Below are 18,243 nucleotides of genomic sequence, written 5' to 3' on the forward strand. Positions count from 1 at the left end.
CCAACACAGCATCCAGAGAAATAATATACTTGATATCAAGGGTGGAAAAGTCTCTCTTCCTCCCTCCAATCCATAACCAGAAACTAGGTGAAACCATGATCGAAACGTATGTGCAAAACGGTGTGAAAACTACCCTGATCGACTTGAGCAATGATACGTCCTCCTTTGAACCCAACCCCCATCACATTCAGTACTTTGATCATCAGCATGGCATCAGCGTCTCCAATCACCTGTTAGGCCTAAACGAATCGCATTGGCCGGAAGGAAAAGCATGGGCGGTAGAAGAAGTGAAGTTGTCCACTCATGCTGGGACGCATGTGGACGCCCCATACCATTATGGACCGACTGTCGGCGACCAGCCAGCCAAAACGATTGATCAAGTACCCCTGCGCTGGTGCTACGGGGACGGGGTGGTGCTGAACATGACCCACAAAGGCAAAGGAGAAGGCATCACCATCGACGACATCCAAACTGAACTCACCCGCATCCGTTATGAGTTGAAACCTTACGACATCGTCCTCATCCGCACCGACACATCAAAACGGTACAACGAAGCGCACTATGATCTAAGCCACCCGGGCCTGCTGGCTTCTTCAACTGAATGGCTGATTGATCAAGGTGTGCGGTTGATTGGCATCGATGCTTGGGGGTTGGATCGCCCCTTTGACGTCATGGCGCAAGAAGCCAAGCAAGGGAAAACACAATTTTGGGAAGCCCACTTAGTCGGCCAAAAGAAAGAATATTGCCAGATTGAGAAATTGTGCAACTTGGACAAGATCCCCGTGTCCCATGGCTTCAAAGTAGCGGCGTTCCCAATCAACATCCAAAACGCCAGCGCCGGTTGGAGCCGTGTCGTGGCCATCTTGGAGGAAAATGTCTGAAGCGCGCCAGGAGATGATTCACCTTTCGCAAATCATGGAGCTGCTTCGACGCCGCTTTGCTCCACTGTGAAGCTTGCGGGGCAAAGCGGGAACATCCCTCCCTATCCGGTGTCTGACTTCCCGGCTTCTTTCACCGCTATCTGTTAAAATGATCCAGTGTTTGCCATTTGTCATAGACTTCCGTCTTACCCACACGATACAATAATGAAAGATCATTTGTTTGATTGTTACCCATCCTGCGAGGAGGGCTGGAGATGAAGCCGTCCTATTATTCAATTCGCCGTCATGTGATCCATGGAATCAACGCGTATTGCCTAGAGCAGTATCCGTATGAAGGATACGGCTTTTTGGCCGGGCGCGACTTTACGATCACCCATTTTTTCCCGATTCAAAGCCAGAATCATCGTACTTGCTCTTGGGAGTTGGAGCCAAGGTCTTACAGGGATAACATCAAGCAGATGCGCCAACTCCAGTTGGACTGGCTCGGCGTCGTTCATTCTCATCCCGTTTCCCAAGCCTATCCTTCAGCCCGCGACCTGACCGGTTGGCATTTCCACGACAAAAGCTTGTGGATTATGTCGCTCAAGGATAAAGAATTCCAACTTTGCGCTTACTATATACAAGAAAAAAACATCCTTCCCATCATGTTTGAAATTATTGAATAGCACACCATAGGGAGAAGATGAATCATGTCTTTATCCATTTCCGCATTACATACTGACAAATACCAACTGACGATGATGTACGCCCACTACAAAAACGGGACGCACCAAAACCGGCGGGCTTTTGACTTGTACTTCCGCAAACTCCCTTTCGGCAACGGTTATGTCGTGTTTGCCGGTTTGGAAAGGGTGGTTCAATACTTAGAAGGCCTTCGTTTTCAAGAGGAAGACATCCGTTTTCTTGAGCGAGAAATGGCATTTGAACCGGAATTTCTGGATTTGCTCCGCTCTTTTCGCTTTACAGGCACGCTCCATGCTATGCCCGAAGGGACGCTCGCGTTTCCGGGTGAACCCTTAATCCGGGTAGAGGGCAATATCATGGAACTTCAACTGATCGAAACAGCCCTCTTGAATTTCGTTGGTTACCAATCCCTGATCGCCACCAAAGCTGCCCGGGTTCGCCATGTAGCTAGACAAGACACCCTCCTCGAGTTCGGCACGCGCCGGGCGCAAGAAAAGGATGCGGCGGTTTGGGGCACGCGGGCGGCTTACATCGGCGGATTCGACGCGACATCCAACACGTACGCCAGCCAACGCTTCGGCATACCTAGTAGCGGCACGCACGCGCATGCATGGGTACAAGACTTCCCCACTGAGCTGGAAGCATTCCGAGCATACGCCGCCGCCTTTCCCGAAGCCACCACGCTGTTGGTCGACACCTACGATACCCTGAAAAGCGGCGTGCCCCATGCGATTAAGGTGGGGTTAGAGCTGAAACAGCAAGGGAACAAGCTGGCTGGCATTCGTTTGGACAGCGGCGACCTCGCTTATCTGTCCAAACAAGCGCGGATCATGCTGGACGAAGCGGGACTCACCGACACCAAAATTACCGCTTCCAGCGATTTGGATGAGTTCACGATCCTCAACCTGAAGTCGCAGGGCGCCAAGATCGACGCTTGGGGTGTCGGTACCAAATTGATTACCGCGTTTGACCAACCGGCGTTAGGGGCTGTCTATAAGATGGTGGCCCGCCTGGAAGATGGGGAATGGGCACCCACGATCAAAATTTCGTCCAACCCGGCAAAAATCACCACGCCGTGCCGCAAGAACGTCTACCGCATCATTGACCGCAAATCGGGCAAAGCGAGAGGCGATCTAATCACCGCCGTCGAAGAGACGATCGATGAAAGCAAACCACTTCACTTGTTCGACCCTGAACATCCATTCAGACGGAAGAAAGTGAAGCATTACCAAGCAATGCCACTATTGCAACCGATCTTCCAAAACGGCAAGCGCGTTTATCAACTGCCTCCCCTGTCGGAGATCCGCAAACACCACCAGCAACAACTCTCTTTGTTCTGGGAAGAGTATTTGCGCATTCTGAACCCTGAAGTATATCCTGTCAGCTTGTCGCGACAATTGTGGGACACCAAGCAGCAGTTGCTTAACCGCATCTACGATTCCATCAAAGCAGAAGAATGATTCATGTCTAACTTCCTTGACCAAATACTGCCGCCTCCTTGGGAGGCGGCAGTGTTTTTGCCTTGATCTCATGGGCGCATAACCTCATAATGAAATGAATCCCTACTTAAAGGAGCGTGAAAAGATGATCGTGATCCGCCCCGCCACGCCTGCCGATTTGCCATCACTCGTCGATATTTACAATTACGCCGTCTTGGAGACGACCGCCACCTTCGATTTGGAAGCACAGACCGTGGCCGAACGCCAAGCTTGGTTTGCCAGCCACTCCCCTGACGTCCATCCGCTCATCGTCGCCGAAGAAGATGGAACCATTCTCGGTTACAGCGGGCTCTTGCCATACCGTACCAAACCAGCTTACCGCCACACAGTGGAACTCTCCATCTACGTCCATCCTGAGGCGCAAGGCCGCGGACTTGGCAAACAGCTGATGCGATCCATCATTGCGCGGGCACAGGAATTTGGCCACCATGTCATCATCGCTGGCATCACTGGGGGCAACGAAAGCAGTTTTCGGTTGCATAAGCAATTTGGATTCAGAGAAGTGGGAATCCTGCGCGAAGTGGGATATAAGTTTGGCAAATGGCATGATGTCCACTTTTATCAATTGACCTTGCCTTCCCGCTAAACGATCAAGCGGTTAGAGACGATGCCAGTACAACCCGCCTTTCCCCATCCTGTAACAGGGGAAAGGCCTCCCCGTCGCGAATACCTAAACATTGCAATCCATGCGAGAAAGGGCGAGCTGGCTTGAAATGTTACGAAGAGTATTGCGCACACATCAAAACGTTGTGGCGTGAGAAGCAGGTGATCCTGCACCTTGTTCATCCTGAGCGGCTGGAGTTGCGGTTTGACCCGTCCGCCGTTCAGTCGCTGATCCACAAACACCAGCTGGAGGAAAAAGCATTCTACCAATGCCTTGAAGAAATTCCACGTTATTTGCTAGCCATCCTGAATCAAGACGAGGAACTCCTAATCGACATGGAGTTAAAATATTACGAAGAGGAAGGCATCCTATTGGCAGAAGGCGAGCAATTGAGCCGCGAAGTACAGGAGAAACTGAAAACAATCGAAAAGCTCTTCTACCATCCACAATTGTCGCAATCCCTCAAGATCAAGCAAACAGCCAAGACCAAATTGCTAAGCGGATTCAGCTGGGAAATCAATCAAAAGACGTTCGACCACCAACAAGGCAGGCTGGAGGCGCTCCGCTATGCCCAATTAAAAATTGAAATCACATCACCATCCAACCACTCACGAAAACAGCCTTGGCTACGCTATATTTTGGACAACGAACCTCATAAAGAAGAAGTGGCATTAACTTTGACCCCTGATGACATCGACTATCTGCTGATGGAGTTGACAAAAATGAAAAAGGTGATGTCACGTGAATAAACGCGACGACCACTTCCCCTACCGAAGAGATAAAACGCGCACCAGCGAAGAAAAACAAATCACCGCCTTGCTCAGGTTTCTTCATCATTCCGCCGTCAAACAGGGTCTGTATCCCGGGCTGGAGGAAGAGCGGGCGCTATCCAAAGATTTGCTCACCCTCCGTCGGCAAGCGCTATTTCCCCAGTCCCCGGCCAGACAGAACGCCAACTCGCTGTGGCGCTTTATGCATGCAGACACCTTTAGCAAGCTCCGCAAATATTTCACCCTTCTGGAAGAGCGTTTCGATGACATGCATGATCGCGTCCAAACGCTAGGCATTATCAAAGACCTCCTTCAACAGCTCAAAAACGACCTCCACCCCGATTTGCACAAATACGAGCGGCGCATCTGCCTCATCATTCACGACGCCATTCACAAGACCAAGGCGGAACGGCTGACTGCCGAGCATCTCGACGTTCTGTCCCGCTCCATCGACACGTTGTTAAACGGAAACTGCAACAAGCAAACGTTTCAGCGCGTGGATCAGTGGTTGCGTCACCACGGTCTCAATTGGATTATGGGGGATGACGGCGAATGAAAACACTTTTTTTGGACACCACCATTTTGGCGGATCGGTATTTAGCCAACACCGAGCGCCAACGGCAAATTCGGCAGCAACTAAACGGCAAATCGCTCACTACCTCCAATTATGTCATCGGCGAATTGAAAAACAGCTTTTTGAAAAACAGCATCACCCTTCATACTCTCTTGCTAGAGGAAGCGACAGTAGAAGACGCGCTGGCTCGGCTCGGACAGCGTTGCTTCAGTACGCGGCAATTTGACCGTGTGTTAAAAGTGTTCGCCTATCTAGCTAAAAAGGTGGGTTATGACAAGGAGGAATTGCTAGAGCGCCTTGACATCCTGATTGAAGATGAATTTGAAATCCTATTCATCGACGGCATTGATGAAGTGATCGACGAATGCCAATGCATTCGGGCCCATGCCACACCCGTCAAAGAAGGGAAACGGTGGATTCTAGATCTCGGTTGCCGCCAACAACCGCAACCCTCTTGCGACATTGAGGCATTTTACGCCAAATGCCGGGAAGAATTGGCCTCGCTGACGCAAATCGCAGAAGCAGAGCGCATTATTAACGTCGACAATCTCACCGGCATGCTATCTGGTCAAAAGAGCAAATACGGGCGCAATTGTTGGAGCGTGGGCGATGCTATCATTTGCGCAGAAGTTCCTGCCGATCAGTGGATTTACACCTCCAATCTGAAAGATTACGGCCCGCTCAGCAGACACTTGGGAAAGAAATTATGGAGGGAAGGAACCGAACATCGCCCTTCATCACGAGACTCCATGTGATGCGTTCGCCACATGCAAAACGGCGCCTGTACCCAGTTGCTCAAGATGATGATTTAACTGGTCAATTCATTAAAAAAGAAGCCGGGGCTCACCCAGCTGGCTTGGTTGCGGAAGTGGTGCGAACAACATTGCGGGCTTTTCATTATTGAACGTTCGGTCGGTAAAGCTCTTTGTTCACCTTTCGCACCCATTTAGGCTTGTCAGCAGCCTGAAACCCGGCTCCCCAGCTTTGTTTAAAAATCAAGCTCAATGTTAATGCCATCCTCATCCGTATCAATCTCTACCTCTCTGGTTTCTCCATCCAATTCCTCATGATTCCATTCCAAATCCATCGGATCCCAATCTTTCATCATTATTCCTCCATCTCATTAATTGTCCTAATAATTTATTAAATTTACTGGTGAAAGTATTGGCTATGAATAAACAAATTCCTCCTATATCCCTGTTTTTAATTAAATATCAATTCGTCGACAACAATGAAACATTGCATCCCCCCAGCCCCTATCTTGTTTCATTCCCTTTCTTCCACAAAAATATCTGCAATCAAACTGAAAATTGTGATTTATTCTTTAACATTTCCCCTGCACGACTTCCCATCATGAGGGCGTAAAAAAACCTCCCGCTATGCACCACGGGAGGTTGTGGTTTAAGACTCTTCTTGCTTGCTCATCGCACGTAACCGCACCAGCCGGTACAGGTGGCTGACCACAACTTTCAACACCGCATAGGTCGGCACCGCCAACAACAGTCCCAAAAATCCGCCCAGGCTGCCGGCTACGAGCAATAACAATATGATGGTTAAAGGATGGACATCCAAACTTTTGCCCATCACATACGGGGAAACCAAGTTTCCCTCCAATTGCTGGGCTACAAAGGCCACCACCAACACCCAGACCACCATCATCGGTGAATCGATGAGGGCCACGATCACTGCCGGGATCGTCCCGATAAACGGACCAACAAGTGGGATCACATTGGTAAACATGGTTACTAGCGCCAAGATCAGCGAATAATCTAAACCAATGATCAAATAGCCGATATACACCAACACACCCACCAACAGGCTGACCAGCACTTGGCCCTTAATGTACGAACTGAGCGCAAAATCCATATCCCCGAGAATGCGGAGCCCCTGTTGCCGCTCTTTCTCAGGCAATAACCGCAAAAGGTACGAGGGAAACCGTTCCCCTTCTTTCAACATGTAATACAGGATGAACGGGACGGTCACGAATACGAGAATAATATTGGTGATCACTGAGAAAAAGTTGGCAATGTTCGTCCCAATCGTAGAAATGCTGCTCCGCAAATAATTGGACGCTGCCGTCGCCACTTGATTCCAGTCGATATAACTGGCCACCCAGGGATGATGGCTCCAATTGATCAGTTGCGTCTGTACGGAGTCGATCATTTGCGGAAAATTGGCCAACAAGCGGTTAAATTGCTCTTTGAGCAACGGACCGATCAGGAAGCCGACGAGCACCAACAACCCCAGCACCACTACATAAATCAGCAAAATACCCAATCCCCGCGGAATACCCCGCTTTTCCAAAAACCGCACCACCGGACGAAATAGGTAAAACAACACACCCGACACAAGGAACGGAAAAAACAGTGTTTGCACCAAAATGACCAACGGCTGGAAAATGAACTTGACCTTGTTTGCCAACAATATGATCAGCAACACCATGATCATTCCGTATCCTAACCGAAACAGCTTCGACTGCGGCATCTCCTCACCTAACTTTCTATTTGCTCTTTCGTTTTACATATGGCCGCATTCAACAGCCCTCCCAATATTAATACCATAGAAGAGAGGTAAAACCATCCTACCAATACGATAATTCCTCCCAAATTCCCATACACCAAGGAGTAATTGTTGAGGGAAACATAAAATGAAAACGCCAGTGAACTGGCTTGCCACCCCGCCATCGCAAAGAGGGCTCCTGGCAACGCTTGCCCAAAGGTGACATGGGTGTTGGGGGTGAATTTATACAAACACAAAAACACCATAAAAATAACCAGGCTACTCAACACCCAGCGAATCCATGTCCACACTTCATAAAACCATGCTGTCAAACCAAACATCCGAAATGCATATTGTCCCAACACTTTGCCGAAAATGGGCAACATCAGCGAAATCACCAGCGCCCCAAGCAAACCGAACATCAAGAATATTCCCAGCAAAACCTGCATCCAAAACGGCCTTTCTTTATGGACTCGATATGCATTGTCCATGATACGAATGATCGATTGAAAAACAACCGAGGCCAGATAAATAGTAATTACCAAGCTAAGCGATAACACCCCTTCGCGTTGCTCGTCCAAAATCACCGCCAGATTGGATTCCAACAATTCATAAGTGGAAGGCGGGGCGTAAGGCTGGATCATGGTCAGAATATCGGAACTGGTGAAAGGCAGAAAGCCCAACACCGTAACAGCAAGCAACAAAAAAGGGAAAATGGACATCAAAATATAATAAGCGAGTTGCGCGGACATATCAAAAACGTGCTCTTCTGCGATTCTTTTTTTTAATTCTTTCAGCACAGGAGTTAGTCTCATTGTTCCTCCTCAGGGCGCGAAAACATGGATGTCAATTATTAATGTATCCTTTTTTATACATAATTAACAACCCTTCGTCTACATAATCCGCTTTTCTTCTTTTATATTTAAGAAAATTTAAATATAATAGTTCCCAATTTTTTTAATAAGGTGTAATATAATAATAATCCACTACTTGTGAGGTGATCGGCATGAAAACATTAGCATTGCATGAGATTGGGGAAGTGATCCGCAAGGTCAGAAAAGAGCGTGGACTAAGACTAGAAGATTTGGCTGACGAAAACATATCCCCCGCCACGGTCAGTAACATCGAACGCGGCGTCGCCCACGTCAGTCCCGAAAAAATTTCATATTTATTGGAAAAATTAGATCTGCCGATGCATAAACTTCCTGAAATGCTGGTGAAAGAGCAATCCGAGTTAAAAAAAGTAAAATTTAAGATGCTCACGGTTGCTACGCTACGGCAGATCGGTCTCGTCGACGAAGCACTCCAGCAGTTGGAAGAGTTGGTGTTGGATGAATCGCATCCGTACATCGCCCACGCCTATTATTTAAAAGGCAAATGCTATATGTCTAAGAAAAAGTGGAAACAAGCAGAACGTGCACTGTACAATGCCCTACGCCTCTCCCAACAAAACTCTTACAAAGAGCAAAATATGGAAGCGGCCAGCTACTTGCTGTTGAGTCTCAGCAGCTACTACCAGAACCAGATGGAACAAGCCCTCTCATTCACTGACAACGGGCTGGAAGCGTTTTTGGAAAACGGAACCAACCAGCACATCAAAATCCTGCTCTACAGAAACAAAGGCATCTATTTGCATCGGTTGGGTCGGATCACCGAAGGCATGCGTCTGGTTCAAGAGATCTGGAGCCAAATTCCGAATATTGCAGATGCCGCAACTTTGCTTGGTTTCTACTGGTTGCGTGCAGAATTTTCGAGATTAATCGGCTTATACGAGGAGTCGATCGAATATGCCGAAGAAGGCATTGAAATTGCAAGACGTAACAAATTGTACGACAGCATGTGCGATCTGTGGATCGTTTTAGGGAGCGCCTACACGGCGACCAAAGACTGGTCCATGGCTGAAACCTCCTTCAAAATGGCGCTGAAAGTTGAAGAAAAGCACAAGGAAGAACAGCGCATCACCAAAGTGTACAACCGCTTAGGCACTTTGTACATGAAGCAGAACAGAATGGAAGATGCCCGAAATGCCTTGCTAAAAGCGATCCAACAAGCGGAAAAATATAACGACTCCAAGCATTTGAGCACCAGCCTTCTCACCATTGGCGAGCTCTCGTACACCGCCGGCAACGTGGAGGATGCGATCGCATACTATAAAAAAGCGTTGGATTTAACCCAAAAACATGGATATAAAGAGAAAGAGTACAAAGCATGGTTTAATCTGGCCAAATGTTACGATGGCGTGGACGAGCAGGAATTTCAGAATTGCATGCGAAATATGTATAATGTAAAGAGAGACTTTACTAGGATGGAGGTAGAAGAGCATGATTTTAAAGATTAAATATCTGTCAACTGCTATGGTCGTCCTCGGGATTGCTACCTCTACCGTATTTGGGCTAACTAGCCAGGTAGAGAATATCACAACCGCGAGCCAAGAGCCCGGCTGGCCGGCTCCCGGTTTTGAGAGCCAAGAACCGGGCTGGCCCATTCCGCCTTTGGCATAACTTTGTCTGTACAACGGAACCTAGTCTCAACTTCAGCCTATAGCGGCAACGCGGGCTGATCGATAGGGCAACAAAAGCGTCGTCACAGCTCAATTCCTATTACGCATGCATGCTACTTTTCGCAGGTAGCATCTTGCGGAAAATTTTTCCCATCAGCAGGGCTCCCATCTGGAGCGCTGCTTTTGTCATGATTGCAAGCGATTACAACGCCCATGCGGCTAACACATCGATACGGTTTTCTCATTATCTGCGGCGCCGATTGCAACGGTGTTTATCTACAAGCCCTTCACTCTGCAAAAGCGGTTGTGATATACTTTCAGTGAACTTGTACCTTCCCACAGAAAGGATGCCTGTACATGAAAGAAATGAACGCTCACCAAATCATCGAGTTCATTCAAAAAAGCGAAAAGAAAACTCCGGTTAAGATACATATCAAAGGTCAATTGGATCACATTGATTTCGGGCCAAATGTCCAAACGTTCATCACTGGGCAAGTGGGCGTTGTCTTTGGAGACTGGAAAGACCTTGAACCGGTGTTGACCGCTAACAAAGAGCACATCGAAGACTATGTAGTAGAGCATGACCGTCGCAATTCGGCGATTCCGCTGTTGGACATGAAAAACATTCCGGCGCGGATTGAACCTGGCGCAATTATCCGCGACCAAGTGGAAATCGGACCGAACGCTGTCATTATGATGGGTGCTGTCATCAACATCGGCTCTGTGATCGGTGAAGGCACCATGATCGACATGAACGCGATTATCGGCGGCCGCGGCACCATCGGCAAAAACTGCCACATCGGTGCTGGTGCGGTCATTGCCGGCGTGATTGAACCGCCATCCGCTACCCCAGTTATCGTGGAAGATGATGTTGTGATCGGTGCCAACGCGGTTGTGCTGGAAGGCGTGCGCATCGGTAAAGGCTCTGTTGTAGCCGCTGGAGCGGTCGTCACCAAAGATGTACCACCCAATGTGGTTGTTGCCGGCACGCCGGCTCGCATCATCAAAGAGATCGATGACAAAACCCGTTCCAAAACGGAGATCATCCAAGCCTTGCGCGATCTCTAAACCCTTCTCCACAGGCCCTTCGGGGCCTCCTTTTACTATCTGGCCTTCTTAGGGAGTGAACCACCATGCAAACATGGCAACAGCTGGACCAAGCTTACATCATGTCCACCGTTTCGCGTTACCCCATCGCCATCGGCAAAGCTGAAGGAAATTATCTCTACGACACGGAGGGGAAACGCTATCTAGATCTATTCACGGGGCTGGCGGTCAACACCCTTGGCCATTCCCACCCCCGAATCTTGGAAGCGCTAGAAGAACAGGGGCGCCGCTTCCTCCACATCTCCAACCTTTTTTTAAATCCCCCGGCAATCCGACTCGCTGAGCGTTTGGTAAAGCATACGTTCGGCCAAGGCAAGGTCTATTTCTCCAATTCTGGGGCTGAAGCGACGGAAGCCGCCGTCAAACTGGTCCACAAATGGATTCAGCGCGAACAGCATGGGCGCCAAGGCATTGTCGTCTTGAAAAATAGTTTCCACGGCCGCACATTGGGCGCATTGCGGCTCACCCGGCAACCTGGGGTCTACCAAGACTTCCCGCAACCGGACTTCCCCGTGTTTGAAGTAGAACCCAACCAGATTGATTCGTTGATGGAAGTTTGCCGCACGCATCGTCCAGCCGCTATTTTGGTGGAACCGATCCTAGGTGCGGGTGGGGTCGTGTCTCTGGAGCGCGCTTATTTGGAAACAATCGAGCGGTTGTGCAAAGAGGAGCAGATGTTGTTCTTGGTCGATGAGATCCAAACTGGAATCGGCCGCACCGGCAAACTATTTGCCTACCAGCACTTCGCCCTCTCTCCCGATGTCATCCTCTTCGCCAAGGGAATTGGCGGTGGGTTGCCGCTGGGCGGCCTGATCGCTAACGCGCATGTAGCGGACTTGTTCCAACCCGGAGACCACGGAACGACGTTTGCTCCCTCCCCGTTGAGCGCCGCTTTGGGCAATGCAGTGCTAGATGTCTTGTTGGAAGACGGCTTGCTGGAACAGGGGCGCCAGGTGGCCGATGCTCTTTGGGAAGAGCTTTATCGGTTGCAACAAGCACATCCCCGTGTTTTCAAAGGCGTGGATGGCCGCGGAATGATGCTAGGGATACGCACGCATCTATCCGCTGAGCAAGTGAAACGCTTGCAAAGCGAATTGCTGGAGGCGGGAATATTGGTTAATGTGACGGCCAAAACCGTTGTGCGCCTGTTACCCCCGCTTACCCTAACTCGCGCAGAAGTCACATTTTTCATAGAAACATTGGAACGCTTAATCACGCAGATGGAACCTGCCTAGGAGGTAAACTGATGTCCCGGTCACAATTAGAAACGCTCATCCAGGTGCGCCGCGAATTGCATCAGATTCCCGAACCTGGCTTTCAAGAGTGGAAAACGCAACAATTTCTCTTAGATTACCTACGCACCCTACCGAACCGATTGCAGATCAAAACATGGAAAACGGGCATTTTGATCAAAATTCCCGGAACCCAACCGCAAAAATGCATCGCTTACCGGGCCGATATGGATGGATTGCCGATCACCGAGCAAACCACTTATCCGTTCCGCTCTCGGCATGAGGGCTATATGCATGCATGTGGACACGATATCCATATGACCATCGCCCTCGGCTTGATCAACCACTTTGCGCATCAGCCGTTGCGCGATGATCTGCTCTTCCTGTTCCAGCCGGCAGAAGAGGGGCCGGGTGGTGCGCAACCGATGTTAAATAGCGAACCATTCAAGGAATGGAAACCCGACATGATCTTCGCTCTACACATCGCCCCAGAGTATCCGGTGGGCACCATCGCCACCAAACCGGGCATCTTGTTTGCCAACACCTCCGAATGCTTCATCGATCTCACCGGTACCAGCGGTCATGCAGCCCGTCCGCATCTTGCCAATGACATGGCGATTGCCGCCTCGCAGTTGGTGATGCAGTTGCAGACGATCGTCTCGCGCAATGTGGACCCGATCGACTCGGCCATCATCACCATCGGCAAAATGTCCGTCGGCACCAAACAAAACATCATCGCAGGACAAGCCCGCCTCGAAGGGACCATCCGCACACTGTCTATGGAAACGATGCACAGGGTGAAGGCACGCATCGAACAACTGGTGCAAGGCATCGAACAAGGATTTGCTTGCCAAGCTACCATCGACTGGGGCGCCAATTACTGCCAAGTAGATAATGATGAAGCCTTGACCCGAGCTTTCATGGATTGGGTTGAAGCCGAGACACCCTACACCCTGATCACCTGCCGGGAAGCAATGACAGGCGAAGACTTCGGCTATTTTCTGCGGGAGATTCCCGGCTTTATGTTCTGGCTTGGGGTGGACACTCCCTACGGGCTACACCATCCAAAAATCGAACCGCAAGAGGAGGCCATCAGCGTGGCCGTGGATGTGATGTCTCGTTACTTGACGAAGTTGGGCCAAGCATAGCCTTTAGATGAAAGGGAGCCTACCCACCTACTTGATTTGCCTGATATGCCCTACTCGAAATAACGTCCGTTTATTTTTCCCTTCGCGGCCGGATAAACCGCAAATACAAACAAGGCTCGTTGCCGCGCTCAGTAAGCGCGCAACGAGCCTTGTTGTCTCTCACCAGGTTCTTTGCTTGGTCATGCCATGTCCATTTCTTTGGCGATTGCATAAACAAACACTCCCCGCCTAAACCCGGCGGGGAGTTGCACAACTAAGTTACGATTAACCGATAGAGCCTTCCATCTCAAATTTGATCAGGCGGTTCATCTCCACAGCGTACTCCATGGGCAATTCTTTGGTAAACGGTTCGATGAAGCCCATGATAATCATCTGCGTCGCTTCGTTTTCTGACAACCCGCGGCTCATCAGGTAAAAGAGCTGCTCTTCACTCACTTTGGACACGGTCGCTTCGTGTTCAAGCGTAACATTGTCCGCTTTGATCTCGTTGTACGGAATCGTGTCCGATGTGGATTGGTCATCCAAGATCAGCGTATCGCACTTCACATTGGCTTTGGAGCCTTCCGCGTTTTTGCCAAATGCCGTCAAGCCGCGGTAAGTCACTTTACCGCCTTGCTTACTGATCGACTTAGAAATGATCGTAGATGTGCAGTTTGGAGCCAAGGCGACCACTTTCGCACCCGCATCTTGGTGCTGCCCTTTTCCGGCTACAGCGATGGACAGAATGTCAGCTTTGGCACCTTCCCCTTTCATGATGACGGCGGGATATTTCATGGTCAATTTAGAACCGATGTTGCCATCAACCCATTCCATGTGGGCGCCTGCATGAGCTACCGCCCGCTTGGTTACCAGGTTGTAAATGTTGGGAGCCCAGTTTTGGATGGTAGTGTAACGGCAACGCGCGTTATCTTTCACCACGATCTCCACTACTGCGCTGTGCAGGGAGTCCGTGCTGTAGATCGGCGCCGTACAACCTTCCACATAATGCACAAACGCGCCCTCATCCACGATGATCAGTGTCCGCTCAAACTGCCCCATGTTCTCCGAGTTGATACGGAAGTAAGCTTGCAGCGGCACTTCGCAACGCACCCCTTTGGGGACGTAAATAAAGCTTCCACCGCTCCACACCGCACTGTTCAATGCGGCAAACTTGTTGTCCGTAATCGGAACAACCGTACCGAAGTATTCTTTCAACAGCTCTGGGTACTCGCGCAAAGCGGTATCCGTGTCGCAGAAGATAACCCCTTGCTCTTCCAACTCTTTTTGCATGTTGTGGTATACAACCTCAGACTCGTATTGCGCAGACACCCCGGCCAAAAACTTCTGTTCCGCCTCGGGAATGCCCAGCTTGTCGAAGGTTTGCTTGATCTCATCCGGCACTTCGTCCCAAGAACGGCCTTGCCGCTCAGATGGTTTGACGTAGTAGGTGATGTCGTCGAAATCCAGTTCATCGAGGTTTCCCGGCAACAGGGAGAACCATTTGCTGTTGGTTGATTCCGGCATGGGCATTTTGTAGAATTGCTCCAATGCCTTCAAACGGAAATCCAGCATCCATTCGGGTTCGCCTTTCATGCGGGAGATCTCCTCCACTACTTGGCGGCTCAGCCCTTTCTTGGACCGGAAAACCGAGACGTCCTTATCACGAAAACCGTACCTGTATTCCGATATCTCGGGAATGTTTTGTGCCACGGCCTTCTCCTCCTCTTCGTTTATCCATATGCCATCAGGAGCCGGGGCCCTTTGGCGCTGATCCAGTCGTCCTGCGCAAAAGGGCGATCCCGTTCCTTCCATCAGGTCAATGCTTTTCTTTCAAACCTTTCTCCAATGCCTTCCAGGCCAAAGTCGCACATTTGATCCGCGCGGGGAATTTGGCCACTCCTGTCAATGCCTCAATATCCTCAAGCGGAAACTGTTCCATGTCGACTTCTTCCCCTTGCATGAGGCGTGAAAAAAGGTCAACCAGCTCCAAACCTTTCTCCGGTGACAATCCGATCACCGCTTCCGTCATCATCGAAGCGGAAGCCAGGCTGATGGAGCATCCTTCTCCCAAAAACTTCGCATCTTGGATCACACCGTCTTCCACGCGCATTTGCAACGAAATGCTGTCACCGCAAGTGGGGTTGTTCAGATCAACAGTGACCGCCCCATCTTCGATCCGTCCCCGGTTGCGCGGGCGTTGGTAATGATCCATTATCACCCGGCGATACAGATCATCTAATGACATGTCCGAAGTACTCCTTTGTTTTTTGTAAACCTTTCACCAACAGGTCAATATCGGCTTCATCGTTGTATAGATAAAAACTCGCCCGGGCGGTGGCCGTCACTTGCAATTGACGCATGAGCGGCTGACAACAATGATGCCCAGCCCGCACAGCGATGCCCTCCGCATCGAGCACCGTCGCTACATCATGGGGATGAACGTCGCCCAAATTAAAGGTAACTACGCCCAACCGTCCTTCACGCGGACCAAAGATGGTCAACCCTTCAATCTGGCTTAAGCGTTCTACTGCATAGCTGGCCAACTTCCGGTCGTGCTCTTCGATCTTATCAAGTCCAATCGCTTCCAAATAGTCGATGGCTGCGCCCAAACCGATGGCGCCAGCGATGATCGGGGTTCCCCCTTCAAACTTCCAAGGCAACTCTTTCCACGTGGCATCATACAGATCCACATAATCGATCATCTCGCCACCAAATTCGATCGGTTCCATCTGCTCCAGCAACTCTTCCTTGCCGTACAGCACCCCGATTCCAGTCGGACCACACATCTTATGACCAGAGAAAGCGAAGAAGTCCACATCCAACTCCCGCACATCCACTTTCAAATGGGGAGCGCTTTGCGCACCATCGATCACGATGACGCCGCCTTGGGCATGAACGAGCTGGGCAATTTCTTTGATCGGATGTACCGTTCCCAGCACATTGGACACATGTTGCATCGCGACGATCTTGGTTTGGGGCGTGATCATCTCTTTCACTTTCCCCATCTCCAGTGTACCATCCGCTGCAAGCGGAAAATACTTCAACGTCGCGCCAGTCGCCTTGGCCACTTGTTGCCAGGGAATCAGGTTGCTGTGGTGCTCAGCCGGGGTCAAGATGATTTCATCCCCAGCTTGCAGGCGTGGTTTGGCGTAGCTTGCGGCTACCATGTTGAGCGCCGTGGTGGTGCCACGCGTGAAGACGATTTCCTTAATGGAGCGAGCGTTCACAAAGCGGCGCACTTTTTCGCGCGCCCCTTCATACGCGTCAGTCGCTTTGGACCCAAGGGTGTGAACACCCCGATGCACATTGGAATTGTATCCGCGATAATACTCTTCCAACGCTTGAATCACTTGCAAGGGCTTTTGCGAGGTCGCGGCACTGTCCAAGTAAACGAGCGGGTGCCCATTCACCTCTTGCTGCAAAATCGGGAAATCCCGTTTCAGGCCGTTCATGATTGGAGCTTCCTTTCAATCAGGCGATGGATGCTGGCTTGCAGGCTTTCAGAAGGAATCTGGGAAACCACCGCATCCAGAAACCCGCGGATGATCAACTTTTCAGCTTCGCGGCGGCTGATTCCGCGGGACATCAAATAATAAAGTTGGGTCGGATCGATCCGCCCCACACTCGCAGCGTGCCCTGCAGTCACATCATTCTCATCGATCAAGAGAATCGGGTTAGCGTCCCCCCGTGCATCTGGGCTCAACATCAGCACCTTGCCCGACTGTTGGCCGTCAGACTTACTCGCACCTTTTTCAATCTTGGTGATACTGTTCAAAATGCTGGTAGCCGAACCTTTCATCACCGAACGCGCATTGATGTCGCTGGCCGTGTGACGACCCCAATGATGAATGGACGAAGTAACGTTGGCTCTCATCTCATCCGTGCCTAACACGACGGTTTTCACATTTACCATACCGCCTTCGCCCTTTAAGTGCGTGGTGTTATCAGAAATCACGCGACCTTCACTCAAGTCGGCTACAATCCACTCCAGTTGGCCGTCACGGCTAACAAGGGAACGACGGTAAATGACATCGACGGTCTCTTTGCCAAGGCTACTCACTGTCGCCACGCGCACACGTGCCCCGTCGCTGACAAACACTTCGATTGCACTATTGTTAAACGCCGCTTCGTCACCGGGACGAGCGATGAAATTGGCTACAAAGTCGATGCGGCTGTTGGCTTCCGCCACAATGATGATATGAGGCATCATCGCCGCTTTCTCACCAGCGAGCCAGAACAATCCTTGGATCGGCACCTTCACTTCCACATTGCGCGGCACATAGAGGAACACGCCACCGCTGTTTAAAGCCGCGTGAAGCGCCGACAGGCGATGTTCATCCCGCTTGATGCCGTCAGTCATGAAAAACTTCTTCACTAGCGCTTCGTTTTCCCGCGCCGCACTAGCCAAATCAGTGAACAACACGCCTTGTTCAGCCAAGTCATCGCCTAAGCGGCGGAAAATGACGCTTCCGTTTTTCTGAACCATGACATGGGCTTGCTCTTTGTCAAAGATGAACTCCTGCACATCTTCGGGCAACTCAGTAAGCGAACCAATCGCCGCTTCTTCAGTGAATGGCGTAAAGTCGGTGAAATTCCAACGGTCGATATTGGTGCGCTCCAGTTTGGGTAAAGGCAACTTAGGGACATCTTTAAATGCTTCTAGACGGGCATTGAGCATCCAAGCCGGTTCTTGCGTTTTGGCGGCAATTCCCTTCACAACGCTTTCATCAAAAAGCACGCAGGTTTCTACACTCATCTTATGCACC

At 50.3% G+C, this 18,243-nt stretch carries 18 protein-coding genes; 12 read left to right on the forward strand and 6 right to left on the reverse strand.

Going from position 1 to position 18,243, the window contains the following annotated elements:
* Positions 1-95: 95 nt before the first annotated feature.
* From CLV36_RS14405 to CLV36_RS17440, 8 genes are all read left to right on the forward strand, one after another.
* Positions 96-881: a cyclase family protein gene (locus CLV36_RS14405; RefSeq protein WP_106343146.1), complete on the forward strand. Its 786-nt coding sequence runs from the start codon at positions 96-98 to the stop codon at positions 879-881.
* A gap of 254 nt (positions 882-1,135) precedes the next feature.
* Positions 1,136-1,546 carry a M67 family metallopeptidase gene (locus tag CLV36_RS14410; RefSeq protein WP_106343147.1) on the forward strand — a complete coding sequence of 137 codons (411 nt, stop codon included), beginning with the start codon at positions 1,136-1,138 and terminating at the stop codon, positions 1,544-1,546.
* A 24-nt stretch (positions 1,547-1,570) separates the two neighbouring features.
* On the forward strand, positions 1,571-3,025 hold the full coding sequence (locus tag CLV36_RS14415) for a nicotinate phosphoribosyltransferase (RefSeq protein WP_106343148.1): 1,455 nt from the start codon (positions 1,571-1,573) through the stop codon (positions 3,023-3,025).
* Positions 3,026-3,149: 124 nt separating this feature from the next.
* Positions 3,150-3,650: a GNAT family N-acetyltransferase gene (locus tag CLV36_RS14420; protein WP_106343149.1), complete on the forward strand. Its 501-nt coding sequence runs from the start codon at positions 3,150-3,152 to the stop codon at positions 3,648-3,650.
* 122 nt (positions 3,651-3,772) lie between these two features.
* Complete coding sequence (locus CLV36_RS14425) at positions 3,773-4,417, forward strand: hypothetical protein (protein ID WP_106343150.1); 645 nt, start codon at positions 3,773-3,775, stop codon at positions 4,415-4,417.
* Positions 4,410-4,994: a hypothetical protein gene (locus CLV36_RS14430; RefSeq protein WP_106343151.1), complete on the forward strand. Its 585-nt coding sequence runs from the start codon at positions 4,410-4,412 to the stop codon at positions 4,992-4,994. The genes CLV36_RS14425 and CLV36_RS14430 overlap by 8 nt, the downstream gene beginning before the upstream one ends.
* On the forward strand, positions 4,991-5,767 hold the full coding sequence (locus tag CLV36_RS14435; RefSeq protein ID WP_106343152.1) for a hypothetical protein: 777 nt from the start codon (positions 4,991-4,993) through the stop codon (positions 5,765-5,767). Before CLV36_RS14430 ends, CLV36_RS14435 begins: the two co-directional genes overlap by 4 nt.
* The gene (locus tag CLV36_RS17440; RefSeq protein ID WP_181353082.1) at positions 5,767-5,916 is read left to right on the forward strand and encodes a hypothetical protein; all 150 of its coding nucleotides are present in this window, start codon (positions 5,767-5,769) and stop codon (positions 5,914-5,916) included. The genes CLV36_RS14435 and CLV36_RS17440 overlap by 1 nt, the downstream gene beginning before the upstream one ends.
* Positions 5,917-6,413: 497 nt before the next feature.
* Here CLV36_RS17440 and CLV36_RS14440 read toward each other — a convergent pair whose 3' ends face one another.
* Positions 6,414-7,496 carry an AI-2E family transporter gene (locus CLV36_RS14440; protein WP_106343153.1) on the reverse strand — a complete coding sequence of 361 codons (1,083 nt, stop codon included), beginning with the start codon at positions 7,494-7,496 and terminating at the stop codon, positions 6,414-6,416.
* A gap of 8 nt (positions 7,497-7,504) precedes the next feature.
* Entirely contained in the window at positions 7,505-8,326 is an 822-nt protein-coding gene (locus tag CLV36_RS14445; RefSeq protein WP_106343154.1) for a YihY/virulence factor BrkB family protein, read from the reverse strand.
* Between the two features lie 191 nt (positions 8,327-8,517).
* Between CLV36_RS14445 and CLV36_RS14450 the strand changes: the two genes are divergently transcribed.
* From CLV36_RS14450 to CLV36_RS14470, 4 genes are all read left to right on the forward strand, one after another.
* Positions 8,518-9,849: a tetratricopeptide repeat protein gene (locus tag CLV36_RS14450; RefSeq protein ID WP_102991477.1), complete on the forward strand. Its 1,332-nt coding sequence runs from the start codon at positions 8,518-8,520 to the stop codon at positions 9,847-9,849.
* Between the two features lie 519 nt (positions 9,850-10,368).
* Entirely contained in the window at positions 10,369-11,079 is a 711-nt protein-coding gene (gene dapD / locus CLV36_RS14460; protein ID WP_102991475.1) for a 2,3,4,5-tetrahydropyridine-2,6-dicarboxylate N-acetyltransferase, read from the forward strand.
* A gap of 65 nt (positions 11,080-11,144) precedes the next feature.
* Positions 11,145-12,353 carry an aspartate aminotransferase family protein gene (locus tag CLV36_RS14465; RefSeq protein ID WP_102991474.1) on the forward strand — a complete coding sequence of 403 codons (1,209 nt, stop codon included), beginning with the start codon at positions 11,145-11,147 and terminating at the stop codon, positions 12,351-12,353.
* An 11-nt stretch (positions 12,354-12,364) separates the two neighbouring features.
* Positions 12,365-13,498 carry an N-acetyldiaminopimelate deacetylase gene (locus tag CLV36_RS14470; RefSeq protein WP_106343155.1) on the forward strand — a complete coding sequence of 378 codons (1,134 nt, stop codon included), beginning with the start codon at positions 12,365-12,367 and terminating at the stop codon, positions 13,496-13,498.
* Positions 13,499-13,762: 264 nt separating this feature from the next.
* Here CLV36_RS14470 and sufB read toward each other — a convergent pair whose 3' ends face one another.
* The 4 genes from sufB to sufD all read right to left on the reverse strand — a co-directional run bounded on the left by sufB (position 13,763) and on the right by sufD (position 18,233).
* The gene (sufB, locus tag CLV36_RS14475) at positions 13,763-15,187 is read right to left on the reverse strand and encodes a Fe-S cluster assembly protein SufB (RefSeq protein WP_106343156.1); all 1,425 of its coding nucleotides are present in this window, start codon (positions 15,185-15,187) and stop codon (positions 13,763-13,765) included.
* A 106-nt stretch (positions 15,188-15,293) separates the two neighbouring features.
* Complete coding sequence (gene sufU / locus CLV36_RS14480; RefSeq protein ID WP_022738544.1) at positions 15,294-15,722, reverse strand: Fe-S cluster assembly sulfur transfer protein SufU; 429 nt, start codon at positions 15,720-15,722, stop codon at positions 15,294-15,296.
* Positions 15,709-16,929 (reverse strand): cysteine desulfurase, encoded by a 1,221-nt coding sequence (locus CLV36_RS14485; protein ID WP_102991471.1) that lies wholly within the window; start codon positions 16,927-16,929, stop codon positions 15,709-15,711. Before CLV36_RS14485 ends, sufU begins: the two co-directional genes overlap by 14 nt.
* Positions 16,926-18,233, reverse strand: a complete 1,308-nt coding sequence (sufD, locus tag CLV36_RS14490; RefSeq protein ID WP_106343157.1) for a Fe-S cluster assembly protein SufD — start codon at positions 18,231-18,233, stop codon at positions 16,926-16,928. The genes CLV36_RS14485 and sufD overlap by 4 nt, the downstream gene beginning before the upstream one ends.
* Positions 18,234-18,243: the final 10 nt, after the last annotated feature.

This window comes from Laceyella sediminis, from assembly GCF_003003125.1.
Classification (GTDB): domain Bacteria; phylum Bacillota; class Bacilli; order Thermoactinomycetales; family Thermoactinomycetaceae; genus Laceyella; species Laceyella tengchongensis.

Bases quoted from the DNA above. Each gene is read 5' to 3' on its own strand.
- CLV36_RS14420 (WP_106343149.1), top strand. From the start codon at position 3,150: ATGATCGTGATCCGCCCCGCCACGCCTGCCGATTTGCCATCACTCGTC.
- dapD (WP_102991475.1), top strand. From the start codon at position 10,369: ATGAAAGAAATGAACGCTCACCAAATCATCGAGTTCATTCAAAAAAGC.
- CLV36_RS14450 (WP_102991477.1), top strand. From the start codon at position 8,518: ATGAAAACATTAGCATTGCATGAGATTGGGGAAGTGATCCGCAAGGTC.
- CLV36_RS14465 (WP_102991474.1), top strand. From the start codon at position 11,145: ATGCAAACATGGCAACAGCTGGACCAAGCTTACATCATGTCCACCGTT.
- CLV36_RS14470 (WP_106343155.1), top strand. From the start codon at position 12,365: ATGTCCCGGTCACAATTAGAAACGCTCATCCAGGTGCGCCGCGAATTG.
- CLV36_RS14435 (WP_106343152.1), top strand. From the start codon at position 4,991: ATGAAAACACTTTTTTTGGACACCACCATTTTGGCGGATCGGTATTTA.
- sufU (WP_022738544.1), bottom strand. From the start codon at position 15,722: ATGTCATTAGATGATCTGTATCGCCGGGTGATAATGGATCATTACCAA.
- CLV36_RS14410 (WP_106343147.1), top strand. From the start codon at position 1,136: ATGAAGCCGTCCTATTATTCAATTCGCCGTCATGTGATCCATGGAATC.
- sufD (WP_106343157.1), bottom strand. From the start codon at position 18,233: ATGAGTGTAGAAACCTGCGTGCTTTTTGATGAAAGCGTTGTGAAGGGA.
- CLV36_RS14445 (WP_106343154.1), bottom strand. From the start codon at position 8,326: ATGAGACTAACTCCTGTGCTGAAAGAATTAAAAAAAAGAATCGCAGAA.
- CLV36_RS14485 (WP_102991471.1), bottom strand. From the start codon at position 16,929: ATGAACGGCCTGAAACGGGATTTCCCGATTTTGCAGCAAGAGGTGAAT.
- CLV36_RS14405 (WP_106343146.1), top strand. From the start codon at position 96: ATGATCGAAACGTATGTGCAAAACGGTGTGAAAACTACCCTGATCGAC.
- CLV36_RS17440 (WP_181353082.1), top strand. From the start codon at position 5,767: ATGCGTTCGCCACATGCAAAACGGCGCCTGTACCCAGTTGCTCAAGAT.
- CLV36_RS14440 (WP_106343153.1), bottom strand. From the start codon at position 7,496: ATGCCGCAGTCGAAGCTGTTTCGGTTAGGATACGGAATGATCATGGTG.
- CLV36_RS14415 (WP_106343148.1), top strand. From the start codon at position 1,571: ATGTCTTTATCCATTTCCGCATTACATACTGACAAATACCAACTGACG.